The following is a 20483-nucleotide window of genomic DNA, read 5'->3' as shown; positions in this document are numbered from 1 at the left end:
CGACCACCGACCACACCGGTATCAACCTTCAGACCAAGGACAACGGCCGCCCGGGCATCGTCTCTCGTCTCCCCGCACCCAACCACGAGAAACGCGTGAAGGTGATAGTCACGACCCTTCGAGACGGCACCCGCGCCTTCGGCGGCGCGCCTCCTCAGGGAGCGAAAGGGGACAGGCCACGCCGCTACGCGGGCGGCCCTCCTCAGGGAGCGATGGGGACAGGCCACGCCGCTCCGCGGGCGGCCCCACCTCAGGGACCGAAACCCCGACTGACAATCGAAGATGACCGCTAGACCAGCAGCTGGCGCTCCTGGGGCCCGATCGGCCGTGGGAGCTTCGACGAGCCGCTGAGGTGCTCGTCGACGCCCTGCGCGCAGGACCGACCCTCCGCGATCGCCCAGACGATCAGCGACTGCCCGCGGCCCGCGTCGCCGCACACGAACACATGCTCCACGCTGGTGCGGTACTTGTCATCGCGCACGATGTTGCCGCGGGGATCGAGCTCCACCCCGAGCTCCTCGACCAGGCCGGTCTGCTGGGGTCCGGTGAACCCCATCGCCAGCAGCACCAACTGGGCCGGGATGTGCCGCTCGGTGCCCTCGACCGGCACGAAGCGGCCGGCGTCGAAGCGGACCTCGACGATGTCCAGGCCGGCGACCCGGCCCTGGTCGTCGCCCACGAACCGGTTGGTGGACACGGAGTACACCCGGTCCCCGGCCTCCTCGTGCGCCGAGGTGATCTTGAACGTCATCGGGTAGGTGGGCCACGGCTGGCCCGCGGGGCGGTCCCCCGGGGGCATGGGCAGGATCTCAAGCTGGGTGATGGATCGTGCGCCCTGCCGGGTGGAGGTGCCGAGGCAGTCGGCGCCGGTGTCACCGCCGCCGATGATCACCACGTCCTTGCCCTCGGCGGTGATCTGGTCCGCCACCTCTTCGCCGAGCGCGGCGCGGTTGGCCTGGGGCAGGAACTCCATGGCCTGATGGATGCCTGCGAGCTCGCGCCCGGGGACGGGCAGGTCGCGGGGAACGGTGGAGCCGATGGCGAGCACCACGGCCTCGTAGCGGTCCAGGAGTTCCTTGCCCGTGATGTCGACGCCCACGTTGACGCCGGTCTTGAACTGGGTCCCTTCCAGCACCATCTGCTTGAGGCGGCGGTTGAGGACGGCCTTCTCCATCTTGAACTCGGGGATGCCGTACCGCAGCAGGCCGCCGATGGCGTCGGCACGCTCGTAGACCACGACGGTGTGCCCGGCGCGGGTCAGCTGCTGCGCCGCGGCGAGGCCGGCCGGCCCGGAGCCGACGACGGCCACCGTCTTGGCGGTGTGCCACTCAGGCTGTTGCGGGAAGACGCGGGAGTCCTCCCACGCCTTGTCGATGATGGCCACCTCGACGTTCTTGATGGTCACCGCGTCCATGTTGATCGCCACCACGCAGGCCGTCTCGCAGGGCGCCGGGCAGAGGCGGCCGGTGAACTCCGGGAAGTTGTTGGTGGCGTGCAGCCGGTCCAGCGCGGCCTGCCACTCGTCGCGCCAGACCAGGTCGTTCCACTCGGGGATCAGGTTGCCCAGCGGGCAGCCGTTGTGGCAGAACGGGATGCCACAGTCCATGCAGCGGCCGGCCTGCTGGGAGATGATCGGCAGGAGGGCCTTGCCCGGGGTGCCCGGGTAGACCTCCTTCCAGTCGTGTACGCGCTCCTCCACGGGGCGACGCTCGGCCACCTGCCGTGGCGTGGTCATGAAACCCTTGGGATCAGCCATGAGCGGCCTCCATCATCAGTGTGGTGGTGTCCTCGTCGGACAGCCCGTCGGAGACGGACTGGGCCTTGACGGCCATGATGCGGGCGAAGTCGCGCGGTTGCACCTTTGTGAAGCGGAGGCGCAGGTCCTCGTCGCTGAGCTGGAGCAGCTCGTCGGCGACCAGGGAGCCTGTCTCGGCGCGGTGCTCGGCCATCAGCTCCCGGATCCGTGCCACGTCCTCAGGCTCCGGGTCGACCGGGTCCGCCAACTCGGTGTTGAGGCGCAGCGGGTTCAGATCCAGCACCCAGGCCACGCCACCTGACATGCCGGCGGCGAAGTTGCGGCCGGTGGGCCCGATGACGAGGACCTCGCCGCCGGTCATGTACTCGCAGCCGTGGTCCCCAACGCCCTCGACGACGGCGGTGGCCCCGGAGTTGCGCACGCAGAAGCGCTCACCCACCAGGCCGCGCAGGAACATAGCCCCTGAGGTGGCGCCGTAGCCGATGACGTTGCCTGCGACGATCTGCTCGGCGGGGTCGAAGCGCACCCCCTGCGGCGGGGTGACGACGAGGCGTCCGCCCGAGAGTCCCTTGCCGAAGTAGTCGTTGGAGTCACCGATGAGCCGCAGCGTGATGCCGCGGGGCAGGAAGGCGCCGAAGCTCTGGCCGCCGGTGCCGGTGAGCGTGAACTCGATGGTGCCTGGCTCCAGGCCCTTGCCCTCGGTGGCCTTGGTCACCTCGTGGCCCAGCATGGTGCCGACGGTGCGGTCCACGTTGCGCACCGGCAACGACTGGCGCACCTGCTCGCCGCGGGCGAGCGCGGGCTCCGACAGCCGGATCAGCTCGACGTCCAGCTTCGAGTCCAGGCCGTGGTCCTGGACCGTGGTGCAGTGGCGCTGGGTACCCTCGGGCACGTCGATCTGCGTGAGGATGGGCGAGAGGTTGAGGCCGTGGGTCTTCCAGTGGCCAACCGCCTTGCCGACGTCCAGCAGGTCCGCCCGTCCGACAGCCTCTTCGAGGGAGCGCAGCCCGAGGGAGGCGAGCAGCTCGCGCACCTCGCGCGCCATGAACATGAAGAAGTTGACCACGTGGTCCGGGTCCCCGTGGAACTTGCCCCGGAGGAACGGGTTCTGCGTGGCCACACCCACCGGGCAGGTGTCTTTGTGGCAGACGCGCATCATGATGCAGCCGGCCACCACGAGGGGCGCCGTCGCGAACCCGAACTCCTCGGCGCCGAGCAGCGCCGCGATGAGCACGTCCCGGCCGGTCTTGAGCTGGCCGTCGCACTGGACGACGATGCGGTCACGCAGCCCGTTGAGCAGCAGCGTCTGCTGCGTCTCGGCCAGGCCGAGCTCCCAAGGGGCGCCGGCGTGCTTGAGCGAGGTCAGGGGCGCCGCGCCGGTGCCGCCGTCGTGGCCGGAGATCAGCACCACGTCCGCCTTGGCCTTGCTGACGCCCGCCGCGACCGTGCCGACGCCGATCTCGGAGACGAGCTTGACGTGCACCCGCGCCGAGGGGTTGGCGCACTTGAGGTCGTGGATCAGCTGCTTGAGGTCCTCGATGGAGTAGATGTCGTGGTGCGGCGGCGGGGAGATGAGGCCCACGCCCGGCGTCGAGTGACGCGTCTTGGCCACCCACGGGTAGACCTTCGGGCCGGGCAGCTGGCCGCCCTCGCCGGGCTTGGCGCCCTGGGCCATCTTGATCTGGATGTCGTCGGCGTAGGTGAGGTACTCCGAGGTCACGCCGAAGCGGCCGGAGGCCACCTGCTTGATGGCGGAGCGGCGGGCCGGGTCGTGGAGCCGCTCCGGGTCCTCGCCGCCCTCGCCGGTGTTGGACTTGCCGCCGATGCGGTTCATCGCGACGGCGAGGGTCTGGTGGGCCTCCATGGAGATGGAGCCGTAGCTCATGGCGCCGGTGGAGAACCGCTTGACGATGCTCTCGACGGGCTCCACCTCGTCGATGCTGATCGGCTCGGTGGGCTTGAAGTCCATCAGGGAGCGCAGCGTCATGATCCGCGAGGAGTTGTCGTTGACCAGCGAGGTGTAGCGCTGGAACATCGTGTAGTCGCCGGTGGAGGTGGCGTGCTGGAGGCGGAACACCGTCTCCGGGTCGAACAGGTGCGGCTCACCCTCGCGGCGCCACTGGTACTCGCCGCCCACCAGGAGGTTGCGGTGCGCGAGCGGGATGCCGTCTGTGGGGTAGGCGGTCGTGTGCCGGGCCTGGATCTCGTCGGCCAGCTGGCCCAGGCCGAGGCCTCCGAGCCGGCTCGTGGTGCCGGTGAAATAGCGGTCCACCACGTCCTGGCTGAGGCCGACGCACTCGAAGATCTGCGCGCCGGTGTACGAGGCGATGGTGGAGACGCCCATCTTGCTCATCACCTTCAGCACGCCCTTGGACAGCGCCTTGGCGACGTTGGCGATGGCCTTCTCGGCGCTCACCTCGACGTACATCTCCCGTCGGGCCAGGTCCTCCGCGGACTCGAACACCAGGTACGGGTTGATGGCGGCGGCTCCGAAGCCGATCAGGAGCGCCATGTGGTGGACCTCGCGCACGTCGCCGGCCTCCACCACGAGGCCCACCTGGGTGCGGGTCTTCTCCCGCACCAGGTGATGGTGCACGGCCGCGGTGAGCAGCAGCGACGGGATGGGCGCCAGCTGGGCGGTGGCGTGCCGGTCTGACAGGACGATCGCGCGGGCTCCGCCGCGGATGGCCGCGGACACCTCGTGGCAGATCTCCTCGATCTTCTTCTCCAGCGCCCTGCCGCCGCCGGCCACCTTGTACAGGCCGTGCACCACGTGGGTGCCGTACCCGGGCAGTTCGCCGTCCTTGTTGAGGCGCACGATCTTGGCGAGCTGCTCGGAATCCAGGACCGGCCGGTTCATGGTGAGCTGCCGGGCCGCCTCCGGGGTGGGCTCCAGCAGGTTGCGCTCGGGTCCGATCTTGGTGGTCAGCGAGGTGACGAGCTCCTCGCGGATCGCGTCGAGCGGCGGGTTGGTCACCTGCGCGAACAGCTGCTTGAAGTAGTCGAAGATCAGTCGCGGCCGGCTGCTCAGCACCGCGATCGGCGAGTCCGTGCCCATGGAGCCGATCGGCTCGGTGCCGGTGTTGGCCATGGGGGCGATGATGAGGCGGAGTTCCTCTTCGGTGTAGCCGAACACCTGCTGGCGGCGGATCACGGAGGCGTGGGAGTGCACGATGTGGGCACGGCCCGGAAGGGCGTCGAGCTCGATCTTGTTCTCCGCCACCCACTTCTCGTAGGGGTGCTCAGCTGCGAGCGAACCCTTCACCTCGTCGTCGGAGAGGATGGAATGCTTCTCCAGGTCAACCAGGAGCATGCGGCCCGGCTGGAGGCGCCCCTTGCGGACCACGTCTCCGGCCTCGATGGGCAGCACGCCGGCTTCCGAGGCGAACACCACGAGTCCGTCGGCGGTCTCCCAGAAGCGTCCCGGGCGCAGGCCGTTGCGGTCCAGGCAGCCACCGATGATGGTGCCGTCGGTGAACGTCATGCAGGCGGGCCCGTCCCAGGGCTCCATGATCATCGAGTGGTACTCGTAGAACGCGCGGCGCTGCGGGTCCATCTCGGCGTGGCCCTCCCACGCCTCGGGGATCATCATGAGGACGGCGTGCGGCAGGGAGCGCCCGCCGAGGTGCAGCAGCTCGAGCACCTCGTCGAAGGAGGCCGAATCCGAGCCGTCGGGGGTGCAGATGGGGAACAGCTTCTCCAGGGTGCCGGGGAACTTGTCCGACGTGAGCAGCGCCTCCCGGGCGCGCATCCAGTTGCGGTTGCCGCGCACGGTGTTGATCTCGCCGTTGTGGGCGATCATGCGGTAAGGGTGCGCCAGCTCCCAGGCCGGGAACGTGTTGGTGGAGAATCGGGAGTGGACCAGGGCCAGCGCTGACTCGATCCGGTCGTCGTGAAGCTCCGGGAACACCTCCTCCAGCTGCGCGGTGGTGAGCATGCCCTTGTAGACCAGTGTCCGCGCCGACAGCGAGGCGAAGTAGAGGCCTGTCTCGTGCTGGGCGCGGCGGCGAAGGACGTAGGCCACCCGGTCCAGGTCGATCCCCGTCTGCCCCTCGCGGCCTGCCACGATCAGGTGCTCGAAGCGTGGCATGGCGCCGATCGAGATGGGCGAGAGCGTCGAGGTCTCGACGGGCACCTCACGCCACACGAGCACGTCGAGCTCCAGCTCCCCGGCGATCGCCTCGACGGCGGCCTTGACCTCGGCGCGTCGCGCGTCGTCGATGGGCAGGAAGGCCAGGCCGACGGCGTACTCGCCGGCTTCCGGCAGGTGGACCCCCGCCACGGCACGCAGGAACCGGTCCGGGACCTGGATCAGGATGCCGGCGCCGTCACCGGCTGCCTCGTCGGCGCCGGTGGCGCCGCGGTGGTCCAGATTGCGCAGAGCCTCGAGCCCCTGGGCCACGATCCGGTGCCGGGGCACGCCGTCGAGTTGGGCCACGAAGGCGACACCGCAGGCGTCGTGCTCGTAGGACGGGTCGTAGAGACCCACCTTTTCGCGGTGCGGGAACACGCTCTGAGCCATCTACTGGTCCTCCTCGAAGTAATTCAGGACATGCTGCGGCCGGGCCACAGCGAGGAAACAGTATGCGGGCGGCCTGCGCCGAGCAACTGAATCCATGCCCGGTGGCAGAGCGTAAGGCAATTGTTACCTGGCCGAAACATCAGTCCAGAATGAGCGAGTCGTGGCCTGAGCGCACGGCGACGATCCCCGCCCCGAGGTCCACGCGGAACTCGGCCGCGCCCTCGGCGGAGGAGCAGCGGTAGACCAGCTCGGTGTTGCTCCGGTGGAGAACCTCCAGTGAGGCCGTGGCCAGCCAGGGGTGACGACGGCGGAACGCGATCGCGGCCTGATAGCGGCGGTGGAGGGGCTCACCCAGCGCGGACAGCTCGTCTGGCGTAGCGGGCAGCGGCGGGCGGACCTCGTCGTCGCCGTGCCAGGCCTCGGTCTTCGTGCCGGTGAATCCCTGCTCGTCGCCGTAGTAGACGCTGGGCATGCCGGGCAGCGTCATCAGGATGGTCGCCGCGAGGCCGGCCCGCTGGGCGCCCACGGTGGTGGCGATGCGGGTGACGTCGTGGTTGCCGACGAAGATCTGGGGCAGGAACTCGGCGCAGAACGCGGCGTGACGCTCAAACGCGTGAGCCAGCTCCCAGAGGTTCTCGTCCTTGAGCGAGCTCCAGATCGCCTTCCACAGCTCGTACTGGGTCAGCGAGTCCAGCGTCGATTCGCGGACGAAGGCGGAGTAGTCGCCGTGGATGACCTCGCCGAGGAGGACGGCGTCAGGGAACTCGGCCCGGACGCGCTCGGCGACGTCGCGCCAGAATCGGGTGGGGACGGCGTAGGCCACGTCCAGGCGCCATCCGGCGATGCCGCGCCGGAGCCAGTGGAGCATGGCGTCGGCGACCAGGTCCAGGACCGCCGGATTGTCGTGATTGAGCTCCACGAGGGAGTCGTGCCCCTCCCAGCCCTTGGGGTGGCCGTTCTCCTGACGGATCAGCTCCGGGCGCTCGGCCACCAGCGGGTGTTCACGGGCAACATGGTTGAACACCCCGTCGAGCATGACGTTGATCCCGCGGGCGCGGGCTCCGGCGATCAAGCGGTCGAAGTCCGCGTCGTCGCCCAGCCGGGAATCGATGCGGAAGTGGTCCAGCGTGTCGTAACCGTGGGAGACCGACGCGAACACAGGACCGAGCAGGAGCCCGTTGCAGCCGAGCTCGACGAGGTAGTCCAGCCATCCCTCCAGACGGGTCAGCCGGTGCGCGGGATCGCCATGCTCGTTTCGGATCGGCGCCCCCGTCGCTCCCAGGGGATAGACCTGCCACCAGATCGCGTGCTCCATCAGGCCCATGCGGGGTCCTCCTCGTCGGCTCTGCCCCAGGCTACTCCCGGCGCCCGTCAGACGGCGATCAGGCGCTCGAAGTCGTCCTTCATCTCACCGGCCGACAGCCCGTTCCACACCACTCGCATCAGGCGGTCCTCGCCGAAGCCCAGCACGTAGGTGCCGTGGTCCACCTCGTAGCCGCCGGAGGGCAGCTGCTTGCCCTCGGCGATGTCGATGCCGAGGCTCATCGCGGCGGGCATGATGTCCTCCAGCGGGCCGCTGAGGCCCACGAACGAGTCATCCACGCGCGCCAGGTACTCCCGGAGCACCTCGGGGGTGTCGCGGGCGGGGTCCGTGGTGACCACGATGAGGGTGATGTCGTCGATGAGGTCCTCGGGGAGGCGACGCTTGGCGGTGGCCATGTCCGCCATGATCCCCGGGCACACGTCGGGGCAGTTGGTGTAGCCGAAGAACAGCGCCACCGCGCTGGTGGTGGGCCCCGTGGCCAGGTTGTAAGGCTGCCCGAACTGGTCAGTGAGCGTCACGTCAGGAAGCGGGTTGCCGCCGTCGGCCAGCATGGTTCCGTGCCACTCACTCTGGCCCATGTTGACGCTGGCCACGGGCCCCTCGTCGGGGGTGCAGCCGGCCAGGAGCCCCACCGCGCCGACGCCGAGGAGTCCGCGCCGAGAGATCACCGGCGGGCCCTCTCGACGCCACCGGCGAGCTCGTCGGCGAGCCTGCGGAGGCGGCCGAGGTCTGTCTGCAGGTCCAGCCCGTCGGAGTCCAGGCACTTCAGGAGGGCCGATCCCACGATGACCAGGTCCGCGTAGCGACCCACCTCGGCAGCCTGGTCGCCGTTCGAGACGCCCAGGCCGATGCCGATGGGGAGCCCCTGGTCCACGGCCCGGGCCCGGGCCGTGATGATGGGGGCCGCGTCCGAGGTGGCGGTGCGGGTGCCGGTGACGCCCATCACGCTGGAGGCGTAGACCCAGCCGCGACACGACGCCATGGTGAGCGCGATCCGCTCCTCCGTCGACGACGGCGCGATCAGGAACACCCGGTCCAGGCCGTAGTTGTCCGTGGCCTCATGCCATTCCGGGCAGTCGTCCGGCGGCAGGTCCGGGGTGATCACACCTGCCCCGCCGGCGGCGGCGAGGTCGCGGGCGAACGCGTCAGGGCCGTAGGCCTCGATGAGGTTCCAGTACGTCATCACCATGGGCGTGGCGGTGGTCTGCGCCACCGCCTCGACGGCGAGGAACGCGTCCCTGGTGCGCACGCCGCGCGCGCGTGCCTTGGCCGTGGCGTGCTGGACGACCAGCCCGTCAATGAGCGGATCCGAGTACGGCATGCCGATCTCGACGATGTCCACGCCGCGACCCTCGACGCCCTCGGTGATGGCCTTCAGCGCGGTGATCGAATCCGCGACACTCGGGTACCCCACCGGCAGGTACCCCACCAGCGCCGGGCGTCCCGCGTCGAGTGCGCGGGCGACGACCTGGCCGGAGATTCCGAGCCGGTCAGCGTCGGTGAACTGGCTCATTCCATGCCCCCGACGGTCTGGTCCGGCTGGCCCGACAACCCGAAGTACTCGAACGCTGTGGCCACGTCCTTGTCCCCGCGACCCGACAGGTTCACCAGGATCGTGGGGCGGGCCGACGGGTCCTCCTCCGCGATTCGCAGGCCCAGCCGTCGGGCTCCCGCCAGGGCGTGGGCGGACTCGATGGCCGGGATGATGCCCTCGGTGCGGCTCAGCAGCCGGAAGGCGTCCATGGCCTCGTCGTCGGTGATGCCCTCGTAGACCGCGCGCCCGGTGTCGGCCAGCCAGGCGTGCTCCGGCCCGACTCCTGGGTAGTCCAGCCCGGCGGAGATGGAGTGCGACTCGATGGTCTGCCCGTCCTCGTCCTGCAGGACGTAGGTGCGGGCGCCGTGCAGCACGCCCGGGGTGCCCGCGACGATGGTGGCCGCGTGCCTGCCCGTCGCGATCCCCTCCCCCTCGGCCTCGAAGCCGTACAGCTTGACGTTCTCGTCGGGGATGAAGTCGAAGAACATGCCGATGGCGTTGGAGCCGCCGCCCACACACGCCGCGACATAGTCGGGCAGGGCGCCGTGGTCGTCCAGCATCTGCTGGCGCGCCTCGGTGGAGATGATCCGCTGCAGCTCGCGCACCATGTACGGGAACGGGTGCGGTCCGCCGACGGTGCCGATCAGGTAGTGCGTGGACTCGACGGTGGTGACCCAGTCCCGCATCGCCTCGTTCATGGCGTCCTTCAGCGTCCGCGAGCCTGACGCCACGGCGTACACCTCGGCGCCGAGCAGCTGCATGCGCGCCACGTTGAGGGCCTGGCGCTTGGTGTCCACCTCGCCCATGTAGACGCGACACTCCAGCCCCAGCAGCGCAGCCGCGGTGGCGGTGGCCACGCCGTGCTGGCCGGCGCCGGTCTCGGCGATCACGCGGGTCTTGCCCATCCGCTTGGTGAGCAGCGCCTGACCGAGCACGTTGTTGATCTTGTGCGCGCCGGTGTGGTTGAGGTCCTCACGCTTGAGCAGGATGCGGGCGTTGCCGCACAGCTTGGAGAAGTTCTCCGCCTCCGAGATGGGGGTGGGGCGCCCCGAGTAGTCGCGCTGGAGGCGGGCGAGTTCGGCGCGGTAGGCGGGATCCGCCTGCGCCGCGTCGAACGCGACGGTGAGCTGGGTCAGCGCCGCCTGCAGCGCCTCGGGCACGAATCGGCCGCCGAAGCGTCCGAAGTGGCCCCTGTCATCTGGCACGCTCATGCGTCCTGCCTTTCTGCTGCGGACCTGAAGTCCGCGATGGCCCGGGAGGGGTCGCCGTGCTTGACGAGCGCCTCCCCCACGAGGATCACGTCTGCGCCGGCCGCCGCGACGGCGGCCACGTCGTCGGTGGTGAGGATGCCGGATTCCGCGACCCTGACAGCCGTGCCGCCGATCCGCTCCGCCAGCGCGCCGAAGGTGGACAGGTCCACCTCCAGGGTCTTGAGGTTGCGGTTGTTGACGCCGATCAGCTGGAAGCCGAGCGCAAGCGCCCGGTCCACCTCGTCGACGGTGTGGGTCTCGACGAGCGCCGTCATGCCGAGCTCGTGGGTGAGGGCGCCGAATCTCGCCAGTTCGTCGTCGGTGAGCGCCGCGACGATCAGCAGCACCAGGTCCGCCCCGTGGGCTCGGGCCTCGTGGAACTGGTACTCCTCCACCATGAAGTCCTTGCGGAGCACGGGGATGCCGACGGCGGCGCGGACCGCGTCGAGGTCTGCCAGGCTGCCGCCGAACCGCCGCTGCTCGGTGAGGACCGAGATGGCCGCGGCGCCGCCCGCCTCGTACGAGGCGGCCAGCGCTGCCGGGTCCGCGATATCCGCGAGGTCACCCTTCGACGGAGACTTTCGCTTGACCTCAGCGATCACGGCCAGCCCGGGCGCACGGAACCGGGGCATGGGGTCCAGAGCGGGCGCGGCCTGCTCGGCCGCGCGCATCACGTCAACCAGGGGGGTTCGCGCCCTGCGCTGCTCGAGGTCTAGCCGGACTCCGGCGATGATGTCGTCCAGGACGGTCACGGCTGCCCGTAGCCCATGGCCTTCATGACCAGGGCGAGCACGGCGGCGATGGCCACGATGACCCCGCCCGTGATCACGAGCGCCCAGTGCGGGCCCATGAGGGATCCCGCGGCCGCGATGATGAAGCCGAGGGCGGCGATGCCCGAGGCGGCCCAGGCCATGGGGCTCTTGCCGTGGTGGTAGTACTGCGGAGTGCGCGCCATTGCCGTGAGCCTTTCGTCGCTTCAGGTATGCGCCGAGACTACCGTGCGTCCCCAGCGCGGTGCACGTCCTGCTCGTCGGTGGGATCGGCCCCGGAATCCATCGCGGCCCACAGGTCGACGGGGTGCGCGCCGTCCGCGCGGCGGCGGGTCACCCAGCCCGGCCCCCACCACACCATGCCGAGCAGGGCGATGGCGGAGGCCGCGAATCCGGCCAGCGACACCCACTGCCCGGCCTGACCCGCCCACCCGGCGGCCGCGACCGCCAGGGCGGTGAGGACCACGCCCAGGAACCGCAGCTGGAGCCCGCGCAGCATCAGCGAGAGTCCGAGGCCAGCCGCCAGCGCCCATCCGAGGGAGGCAACCCCGCTGCCAGCGGCCTGCGCCGAGAACCCCGCGGTCAGCGCGCCGGCCAGCGCCAGCAGCGTGACGGCCCACCGTCCGGTCACGCCGTGCCCATCGCCTCGGCCCGCGCGAGCGCCGTGATGACGGCCTGCGCCTTGTGACGGCACTCGGCGTCCTCGGTCTCCGGGACCGAATCGGCGACGATGCCCGCCCCCGCCTGCACGTGGGCCACGCCGTCGGACAGGACAGCGGTGCGGATGGCGATGGCCACGTCCGAGTTGCCGGCGAAGTCGAAGTAGCCCACCACTCCGCCGTAGAGTCCCCGCCGCGACACCTCCAGCCTGTCGATGATCTCCATGGCGCGCACCTTCGGCGCCCCGGACAGCGTGCCGGCGGGGAAACACGCCAGCACGGCGTCAAGGGCGCTGCGCCCGTAGGCCAGGCGCCCGGAGACCGCGGCCTCGAGGTGCATGATGTGGCTGTAGCGGTGGATGTTCATGAACTCGTGCACGGTGACGCTGCCCGGCTTGCAGATGCGGCCGAGGTCGTTGCGGCCCAGGTCCACCAGCATGAGGTGTTCGGCCCTCTCCTTGGGGTCCGCCAGGAGCTCCTCGCCCAGCCTGCGGTCCTCCTCCGGCGTGGCGCCCCGCGGCCTGGAGCCGGCGATGGGGCGCGTGGTGACCACGCCGTCCTGCACCGTGACCAGCGCCTCGGGGCTGGAACCCACGACGTCGAAGCCGGGGAGGCGCAGCAGGTAGAGGTAGGGGCTGGGGTTGGTGAGCCGAAGCGCCCGGTAGACCTCCAACGCGTCGGCGCTGATGGGGATGTCGAAGCGCTGGGACACCACGATCTGGAACGCCTCGCCGGCGCGGATCTCCTCCTTGGCCTCCTCCACCATGGCCATGTACTCCTCGGAGGTGCGCTGGCGTGTGATCGCCAGCGTGGCCGGCTCCCCCTCCTGCGCCGCGAACGACGGGCGGGGCGCGCGCACCGCTTCGGCCATGGCCTCCACCGCTGCCACGGCCCCGTAGTAGGCCCGCTCCACCCCTTCATCGGTGCCGTCGAAGTTGATGGCGTTGGCGATCAGCCACAGCTCACCGCGGTGGTGGTCGAACACGGCCAGCTCGCTGGTGAGCATCATCACCAGCTCGGGCAGCTCGAGGTCGTCGACGGTGGTGTCGGGCAGGCGCTCCAGCCGGCGCACCACGTCGTAGCCGAGGTAGCCCACCATGCCGGCGTGGAACGGGGGCAGCCCCTCGACGACGGGGGTGGCCAGCTGCTGCAGGGTGGTGCGCAGCGCGGTCAGGGGGTCGCCGTCGCCGACGCCGGCCAGCGGGTGCCCCACCCAGTGCGCCTTGCCGTCCAGCTCGGTGAGGGTGGCGGCCGTCCTGACACCGACGAACGAGTAGCGCGACCAGACGCCGGCCTCCGCGGACTCGAACAGGAAGGTGCCTTCGCGCGCCCCGCACAGGGCCTGGTAGACGGCCACGGGGGTCAGGTCGTCGGCCAGGAGCTTGGCGTAGACGCTGATCACCCGCCGGTCCTCGGCGAGCCTGGTGAACTCCGAGATGGTGGGCGCGATCCGCATCACAGGTCCTCTGCCGTCAGGGGGGTGAAGAAGCAGGTCCGGTTGCCGGTGTGACAGGCGGCGCCACTCTGGTGGACGCGCAGCAGGAGGGCGTCGCCGTCGCAGTCCAGCGCGACGGACACCACCTGCTGGGTGTGCCCTGAGGTGAGGCCCTTCTCCCACAGTTCCTGCCGCGAGCGGGACCAGTAGGTGGCGCGGCCCGTGGCCAGCGTGAGGCGCAGCGACTCCTCGTTCATCCAGGCCAGCATGAGGACCTCGCCGGTGTCGGCGTCCTGGGCGACGGCGGGGATCAGTCCGTCCTGGTTGTACACGATGGTGCCAGTCATGCAGCACATTGTGCCCTGCGTGGGGAATCACTGATCAATCATGTCCTGGCTGCGGCGCACCGGATCGGGCGATCTGCCCCCCCAGCATCTGGATATGGACGTCAAGTACACGCACCAGATGCAGTGGCACCATCTCATCCCGCCCGGCACGTCCTCGCCGAGAACAGCATTGATCAGTGACTCCCTAAGCTTGAGCCCATGACCTTCGCCCAGCGGCAGCGCTCCGCCCTCGTCTCCCTCCTCCGCGGCCTCGGCCCGTTCGCCCCAACCAAGTGCGGCGGCTGGCAGACGCAGGACCTCGCCTCCCACATCTACGTCCGTGAACACCGGCCGGCCGCACTGCCGGGCATCGGCATTCCGCGCTTCGCGCCGCTGACCGAACGCATCCAGCGGGAATCGCTGCACAGCCTCGGCTATCCGGCCCTGCTGGATGCACTGGAACAGCCGGCCTGGTTCATGCGGCCGATCGACAAGCTCGTCAACACCTCCGAGCTGTTCATCCACCACGAGGACGTGCTCCGCGCCAACGGCGGCTCGCAGGTGCTCACCCCGGCGGAGCAGCAGGAGCTGTGGCCGGTGGCGCGGATGCTGGCCCACAAGGCGCAGGCGGGCTACCGGGGGCGCGTTCTTCTCACCCGGACCGACACCGCGCAACAAATCGCCATGGGCACGGGTAATCGCCCGATCCATGTCTCCGGGCTGCCGTCGGAGCTGGTTCTGCTGCTCAGCGGGCGTGAGGCGGACGTCACTGTCGGCGGCGAACCCGCCGCGCTGGAGGCCTGGCGGGAGGCGCTCTCCGGCCTCTGAGGAAGCCGGTCCTTCCACTGTGGGCCTTCAGCGGAGACACTGAGGTATCAGGAGGGCGGCCGTCGGCTCTTGTCCGGTGACGTCCGTTTCAACCGTCCCCGGAGGAGTACCGGTGTCACCGTCACAGCCCTGCATCCTCGACGCCCCACCATCCCCCCGCCAGCGCGCGTCCTACGCGCCCCAGCCGTACTACGTGCCGCTGCCCTACTACGTCCCGATGCCCTACTACGTGCCGATGCCGTTCCACGGCTCGGAGCGGACGGGGGCCCCTCGGCTGGTGGTGACGACGGCACCTTCGGCCGGTCGGGCGCCATGACCTCGGCGGAGTCGCTGTCCAGCCGGGCTGCCGAGGCCTTCCGCGGCTACCGCGAGGGCGACTCGTCGCGCCTCGCGGACCTGGTGGAGCTGCTCACCCCACCGCTGTGGGCTGTGGCGCGCTCGTCAGGGCTCAGCCACTCCCAGGCAGAGGACGTGGTCCAGTCCTCCTGGCTGGCGCTGGTGCGCAGCGCCGGATCGATCGCCGAGCCGCAGGCGGTGTTCGCGTGGCTGCTCACCACCACCCGCAGGGAGGCGTGGCGCATCGCCCGCGTGCCGCCGGAGCTCGAACTCCCCGAGTCCACCGTCGCCCCCGAACCCACACCCGAGGCCATCGCCGAGTCCGAGGACCTCAACCGGCGGCTGTGGACCCACATCCACGCGCTGAGCCCGCGCTGCCAAGCCCTGCTGCGCGTCATCGCCTTCTCCACCAGACCCGACTACGCCACCATTTCCGCCGCGCTCGGCATGCCTGTCGGCTCCATCGGCCCCACCCGGGGGCGATGCCTGGCCACGCTGCGCCGCTCGCTGGCCTCCGATCCCGCCTGGAGCCCTGCATGACCCCTCACGACGACGCCCTCCGGCCGCTCGACGCCGGCGACGATGACCTGCTCGCCGCCGTCGCCGCCGCCCAGGCCCGGTTCGATCCGCCGCCGGTCGGCCTGGCGGAACGGGTCTCGTTCGCGGTGTCGCTGGAGCTGATGGACGCCGAGCTCGCCTCCCTGAGCCAGCAGGAGCGGGCGGGCGCCAGGGGGCTGGACCCCGCGGTGACCGACACGCTCACGTTCACCGCCTCCAGCCTGAGCCTGATGGTGGTGCTGAGCGAGACCGACGGCGGGGTCCGGGTGGACGGCTGGGTCACCGGCGGCGGGGTGGGCGTGGAGGCCAGGACTGCCGACACGATAGACCTGCAGGTCTCGGACGCCACGGGACGGCTCACCTGGCCGCTGGTGCCGCACGGCCAGCTGCGCTTCCTCATCCGCCCCGGCCGCCCCGACCAGCGGCCCGTCATCACTCCCACCATCGAGGTGTAGGTGACCCGGTCCGCGCAGCAGCTCTACGACTCGGCCCGTGCGACGCTCGCGGAGCATCGCACGGCAGAGGGGGCTGCGCTGTTGGCGCGGGCGGCGGCCGCCTGCGACGCCTCGGAGGTCGAGTTGGCGCTCCGGATCCGGATCTCGTCCGCCTGGGTCACCTTCGAGGAGCGGGGCACCTCGCCGGCGTTGGAGGAGCTGCGCGCCGCGGCCGCCGAAGCCCTCGCCCAGGGACTCCCCCAGATCGCCTGCGCCGCGGACGTCCAGGCAGGGACTCTCCTGGCCCGAGCCGGGGACCGGCCGGCGGCCTGGCGCGCGCTGGCCGGCCTGGACGAGGACTTCCTTCCGCCGCCTGACCGGATGCGGCTGCTGCTCAACCGCGGCACCATCGCCTCCGAGCTGCAGCGCTTCGAGGAGGCCGCCGCCGACCTGACGTCCGCGGCGGCGCTGGCCGACGAGCTGGGCGTGGCGCCAGTGTCGTTCATGGCCCGGCACAACCTGGGCTGGATCCGGTTCCTGCGCGGGGATCTCCCCGCCGCGCTTCGCCACATGCACGACGCGGACGCCCTGAGCGTCACCCTGGACCGCTCCGTCGCCCGACAGGACCGCGCACGAGCCCTGATGGAGGCGGGCCTGGTGTCCGAGGCCTACGACCTCCTGCTCCTGGCACGCGCCGGCCAGCCCGGGGCGCAGCAGGCTTCCGAGGTGGACCTTGACCTGGCCAGGTGCGCCCTCCTGCTCGGCCGCTCGGACGAGGCGCTGACCCGCAGCCGTGCCGCGGCCCAGGTGTTCCGACGGCGGGGCGAGCCGGGCTGGCACCGTCGGGCCGTGCTCTGCCAGCTGATGTCGCGGCCGCGCCTGTCCGCGGCCCGGGCGCTGTGGGAGGCGGCGAGCGCCGACGGCGACCGGTTCGTGGCGGCCCAGGCCGCGGCGGCCGGGCTGCGCGCTGCCTCCGGGCGGCCGGCAGAGGTCGCGGACCTGATCCCGGACGTCGCGTGGCTGTCGCGCTCGCCGGTGGTCTCGCTGCGGCTGGCCGGATTGGTGGCGCTGGCCACCGCCGCCTCCCGGCGGGGGGACGACGAGGAGGCACGGCGGGTGCTGAGGCGGGCCAACGCCACCCTGGTGCACGCCCAGCTGGGCCTGGCCAGCCTGGACCTGCGCACCGCGACCGCCCTGCACGGCGAGGCTGCGGCGGCTCTGGACCTGGAGCTCGCCGACTCGAGGGGCCCGTCGGCCGTGGTGGAGGCGGCGGAGCGGTGGCGGGCCGCCACCCGGCCCACGCCGCGGCTGAGGGTGGGACCGGACCAGCGGGTGCAGGAGGCCGCCTCCGAGCTGCGCCGCCTTCGCGCCGCGTTCGACCCCGGGGCAGCCGACGCAGAGGAGGCCGCGCGCGCCGTCGTCGGGGCCGAGCGGGAGCTCCGGGCGCTCACCTGGGGGGCCGTGACGAAACCGCCCCCCACCGTCGTCGTTCTCCGTTCGGCCACGCTGCGCAGCGCCGCCGAGGAGCAGGGATGCAGCCTCGTGGTGACGCTCCGCTGGGGCGACGAGCTGAGGGCCGTCGTGCTGGGCGACGGCCCGGATCGCACCATCAGCCTCGGGTCGGCCGAACTGGCAGCCGAGTTGGTGGAGGCCGCCAGGGCGGACCTCACGGCGCGCGCGAACATGCATCCGGCGCACCCGCTGGCCGGGGCTGTCGCGGCGTCGCTGGCGGCGCGCCTGGCCGCGCTGGGGGACCTGGTGGCGGCGCCGCTGGCGGATCTGCCCGGGCAGCTCGTCGTGGTGCCCACCCGCGTCCTGTCAGGAGTGCCGTGGTTGGCCCTGCCCCAGTTGCGCGGCCGAGCCGTCACGGTGGCACCCACCGCGTCGAGCTGGGCGAGCTCCGGCCGGGTGGTGCACCGGCCGCGCGTCAGCGTGCTGACCGGCCCCGGACTGCCGTTCGCGGCTGAGGAGCGGCAGTCCGTCGCGGGGTGCTGGCCGCTGGTGCAGACGCCCGACCTCAGCGATGCGCTGGCGGGCGATGACCTGGTCCACGTGGCCGCCCACGGCGAGCACCGCGGCGACAACCCTCAGTTCTCCAGCCTCCTGCTGGCCGGCGGTCCGGTGTTCGCGCACGAGCTGGAGGGCCTGGAGATGCGGGCCAGCCATGTGGTGCTGTCGGCCTGCGAGGTGGGGCGCGCCACCCATCGGCCCGGCGATCAGCCGCTGGGTCTCACCGCGACACTGCTGTCGGCCGGAGCCTCCTGCGTGGTGGCCCCCGTCGCGCCGATCGGGGACCAGCTGGCCGCCGCCGTGATGGCCGCCTACCACGCCGAGCTCTGTGGCGGCGTCGACGCCGCCACCGCGCTGGCCCGCGCCACCGTCGGCGACGCGAGCGCGGGCGCCTTCGTGTGCTTCGGCGCTCCGTGGCGCGCCACCGTCTGACGTATCACCGGGCCGCCCGCGGGCTCCTGTGTCTGTGACGGTGCAGTGCGCATCGGAGACTCGACGAGGAAGGCGCAACCATGGTCCAGGCAATGGGTCCCACCTACGCCGGCGGCACCCAACCCATCACCAAGGACGGGTACGACGTGCTCTACCTGCCCGACGTCAACAACCACGAGCTGATCGCCCAGGGCGAGGCCCCGGTCTTCTACTACGTGCCCAACCGGATCCGGATGGCCCGCAAGGACGGCCCGGACAAGGGCGACTACCTGTTCAACCTGGTGCGCTTCTCCGGCACCGGCGGCGAGGGCGTGATCGGCGGCGGCGGGGACGTGGCCGGCGGCATCATGACGTTCTCGGTGACGGGCGCGCTCCCCGAGCAGACCAGGCGGCAGGCCGAGGCCGACATCACGGCCAAGATGAGCACCAGTACTGACGCGTTCTGGGGCATCAAGAACGCCCGCAAGCCTCCGATGTTCCGGCCCGCGGTGATCGCGCAGACCATCACATCGGTGTCCAACATGTCGCCCACCCCCACCGGGTTCCCGACGGCGGACCAACCCACCCGCGGCGGCCGCACCCGGGGGTTCCGCACCGTCGGCATGCCAGGCAACCGGGCGCTGACCCGGGACCCGGAGCCCGGCGCCACCCCGTCCAGGGACAACAACCTTGACCCGTGGTACTGCATGATGCAGGGCCAGGGCAGCGGCTCCATCGACCCCACCGGCACGCACGCCTTCTCGGGCCTGCTGGGGGTCTACCCGGCCAACATCGCGTGGGCGGCGTTCCACGGCACGGCCAGCCCGCTGATCGTGATCCAGAACTACAAGCTGAAGGTCTGGTCACCGGTGTGCACCATCAAGATCGACGGCAACTGGGACTCGGTGTTCACGCACTTCTCGGCCGCGGCGTCGGGCCGCTACCTGTGGGCCAAGGTGGACGCGCAGGCCGAGTTCAACAACATGCGCAAGTCCGGGGCCATCAAGGTCGACGTGAAGGTGGACACGACGCTGCCGGGCGCCGACGAGATCGCGCGGAAGATGGACGAGCGCTCGGATCTGGTGTTCAACAAGTTCATGGAGATGGCGCAGAAGACCATCTTCGAGCAGCCGCAGCCCAAGGTTGACGCCGCGCAGGCGTCCTCGGGCGGCTCGTTCTGGTCGCCGTGGGGGGTTGGGCTGTCGCTGAAGTACCGCCGCGACGAGAGCCACCTGGACCTCCACTACGAGGAGACCAGGCAGTTCGCCTACCTGCAGGACCACACGATCTCCAGCTCGCTGGCCGGGATGGGTGACGAGATCAAGGGCGATCCCGAGGCCGAGCGCAAGTACTTCCTCACCGTCTACCTGGACGACTGGCCGCAGCGGCTGGCGCGCGTGGTCCGCCCCGTGGCGAGCTGGGAGGACAAGACGGTGCAGTTCATGTCGGTGCAGATCGGCTATCCCAACACCGGGGGCGAGCTCAACTGGCAGGGACACAGCTTCTCCGGTGCGGACGGCAACGACCCCACGTGGAAGTTCCAGACCGCCAAGAAGGTGGCCGGCGACGTCAACAACCCGCCCTCGGGCTGGACGCCGGACCTCACCTACGTCAAGCGCAAGGTCCACCTGGCCGAGCCGCCCAGTGAGGCTCTGGATCCGTTCCACCGGGTGCAGATCGAGCGCAACGTGATCGACCTCGACCCGGAGCCCAACGGCACACTGCTCAACGACACCACGCTCGAGGTCCGCGCCGACAACGCGGGCCGGGTGGCGGTGGGCCCCATCGGCCTGGGCGTGATGCTGGAGGACCGCTCGCAGACCGTCGAGGTGGTGATGGAGGCCACGGACGCGGACTACAAGCCGATCGGGCTGGCGCCCGTGCGCTTCCGGTGGGGCTTCGAGGACGTGGACGAGGACCGCAGTTGGACGATCTTCTCCGGCGACCCGCAGCTGCTGCCCTACTACCGCTACCAGGTCACGGCCACCGTCAAGGGCACCTTGTTCCGCAAGGGGCAGACGTGGACCGGCCCATGGGTCACGGCCAACGGCAACGGCCCGCTGATCGTCGAGGTGCCTGCGCCGGACGCCGACGGCGTGGTGACTCGCTCCCTGTCCGACGACCGGGTCCGCCGCTTGCGCGAGCTTGCCGCCCCGTCGACCCGCGAGGTGGTCGCGGCCGCAGCTACCACCGCCGTCGGGTACGACGCCGAGGAGTACGCCGCGGAGGGCTACTCCCCGGAGGCCCACGAGACGGAGGCCGAGCCGGTGAGGCGGTCGGCCGGAGGCACGCCCACCTCGTTCCTGTCCTACCCGTTGTGAGGTCTGGCC

17 protein-coding genes are annotated in these 20483 nt (G+C 70.9%); 6 read left to right on the top strand and 11 right to left on the bottom strand.

Features of this window, described 5'->3' with window-relative positions; translation table 11 throughout:
• Positions 1–289 precede the first annotated feature (289 nt).
• The 11 genes from H5398_RS09900 to hisI form a co-directional block, all read right to left on the bottom strand.
• The gene (locus H5398_RS09900; protein ID WP_182782664.1) at positions 290–1756 is read right to left on the bottom strand and encodes a glutamate synthase subunit beta; all 1467 of its coding nucleotides are present in this window, start codon (positions 1754–1756) and stop codon (positions 290–292) included.
• On the bottom strand, positions 1749–6278 hold the full coding sequence (gltB, locus tag H5398_RS09895) for a glutamate synthase large subunit (protein ID WP_182799891.1): 4530 nt from the start codon (positions 6276–6278) through the stop codon (positions 1749–1751). The genes H5398_RS09900 and gltB overlap by 8 nt, the downstream gene beginning before the upstream one ends.
• A 139-nt stretch (positions 6279–6417) precedes the next feature.
• Complete coding sequence (locus tag H5398_RS09890; RefSeq protein WP_182799890.1) at positions 6418–7602, bottom strand: alpha-amylase family protein; 1185 nt, start codon at positions 7600–7602, stop codon at positions 6418–6420.
• Between the two features lie 47 nt (positions 7603–7649).
• A complete protein-coding gene (locus H5398_RS09885; protein WP_182799889.1) occupies positions 7650–8270 on the bottom strand; it encodes an SCO family protein in 621 nt (206 codons plus the stop codon).
• Positions 8267–9115 (bottom strand): tryptophan synthase subunit alpha, encoded by an 849-nt coding sequence (gene trpA / locus H5398_RS09880; protein WP_182799888.1) that lies wholly within the window; start codon positions 9113–9115, stop codon positions 8267–8269. The genes H5398_RS09885 and trpA overlap by 4 nt, the downstream gene beginning before the upstream one ends.
• The gene (gene trpB, locus H5398_RS09875; RefSeq protein WP_182799887.1) at positions 9112–10347 is read right to left on the bottom strand and encodes a tryptophan synthase subunit beta; all 1236 of its coding nucleotides are present in this window, start codon (positions 10345–10347) and stop codon (positions 9112–9114) included. The genes trpA and trpB overlap by 4 nt, the downstream gene beginning before the upstream one ends.
• Entirely contained in the window at positions 10344–11138 is a 795-nt protein-coding gene (trpC, locus tag H5398_RS09870) for an indole-3-glycerol phosphate synthase TrpC (protein ID WP_182799886.1), read from the bottom strand. The genes trpB and trpC overlap by 4 nt, the downstream gene beginning before the upstream one ends.
• A complete protein-coding gene (locus H5398_RS09865) occupies positions 11135–11341 on the bottom strand; it encodes an HGxxPAAW family protein (protein ID WP_182782657.1) in 207 nt (68 codons plus the stop codon). Before H5398_RS09865 ends, trpC begins: the two co-directional genes overlap by 4 nt.
• A gap of 38 nt (positions 11342–11379) precedes the next feature.
• Positions 11380–11787: a hypothetical protein gene (locus H5398_RS09860; RefSeq protein WP_182799885.1), complete on the bottom strand. Its 408-nt coding sequence runs from the start codon at positions 11785–11787 to the stop codon at positions 11380–11382.
• Positions 11784–13271, bottom strand: a complete 1488-nt coding sequence (locus H5398_RS09855; protein ID WP_182799884.1) for an anthranilate synthase component I — start codon at positions 13269–13271, stop codon at positions 11784–11786. Before H5398_RS09855 ends, H5398_RS09860 begins: the two co-directional genes overlap by 4 nt.
• Positions 13271–13597 carry a phosphoribosyl-AMP cyclohydrolase gene (hisI, locus tag H5398_RS09850; protein ID WP_255422194.1) on the bottom strand — a complete coding sequence of 109 codons (327 nt, stop codon included), beginning with the start codon at positions 13595–13597 and terminating at the stop codon, positions 13271–13273. Before hisI ends, H5398_RS09855 begins: the two co-directional genes overlap by 1 nt.
• 198 nt (positions 13598–13795) lie before the next feature.
• On the opposite strand from hisI, the gene H5398_RS09845 reads away from it, so the two are divergent.
• The 6 genes from H5398_RS09845 (at position 13796) to H5398_RS09820 (ending at position 20474) form a co-directional block, all read left to right on the top strand.
• Positions 13796–14404 carry a TIGR03085 family metal-binding protein gene (locus H5398_RS09845; RefSeq protein ID WP_182799883.1) on the top strand — a complete coding sequence of 203 codons (609 nt, stop codon included), beginning with the start codon at positions 13796–13798 and terminating at the stop codon, positions 14402–14404.
• 112 nt (positions 14405–14516) lie between these two features.
• The gene (locus H5398_RS09840) at positions 14517–14720 is read left to right on the top strand and encodes a hypothetical protein (protein ID WP_182799882.1); all 204 of its coding nucleotides are present in this window, start codon (positions 14517–14519) and stop codon (positions 14718–14720) included.
• Positions 14717–15280, top strand: coding sequence for an RNA polymerase sigma factor (locus tag H5398_RS09835; protein ID WP_182799881.1), 564 nt, complete (start codon positions 14717–14719; stop codon positions 15278–15280). Before H5398_RS09840 ends, H5398_RS09835 begins: the two co-directional genes overlap by 4 nt.
• The gene (locus H5398_RS09830) at positions 15277–15753 is read left to right on the top strand and encodes a carboxypeptidase regulatory-like domain-containing protein (protein WP_182799880.1); all 477 of its coding nucleotides are present in this window, start codon (positions 15277–15279) and stop codon (positions 15751–15753) included. The genes H5398_RS09835 and H5398_RS09830 overlap by 4 nt, the downstream gene beginning before the upstream one ends.
• Complete coding sequence (locus H5398_RS17800) at positions 15754–18174, top strand: CHAT domain-containing protein (protein ID WP_182799879.1); 2421 nt, start codon at positions 15754–15756, stop codon at positions 18172–18174.
• A gap of 80 nt (positions 18175–18254) precedes the next feature.
• Complete coding sequence (locus H5398_RS09820) at positions 18255–20474, top strand: hypothetical protein (RefSeq protein WP_182799878.1); 2220 nt, start codon at positions 18255–18257, stop codon at positions 20472–20474.
• Positions 20475–20483 lie beyond the last annotated feature (9 nt).

The organism is Tessaracoccus sp. MC1679 (assembly GCF_014164775.1).
In the GTDB taxonomy this organism is placed as follows: Bacteria; Actinomycetota; Actinomycetes; order Propionibacteriales; family Propionibacteriaceae; genus Arachnia.
This window is presented reverse-complemented; position numbering and strand designations above follow the sequence as displayed.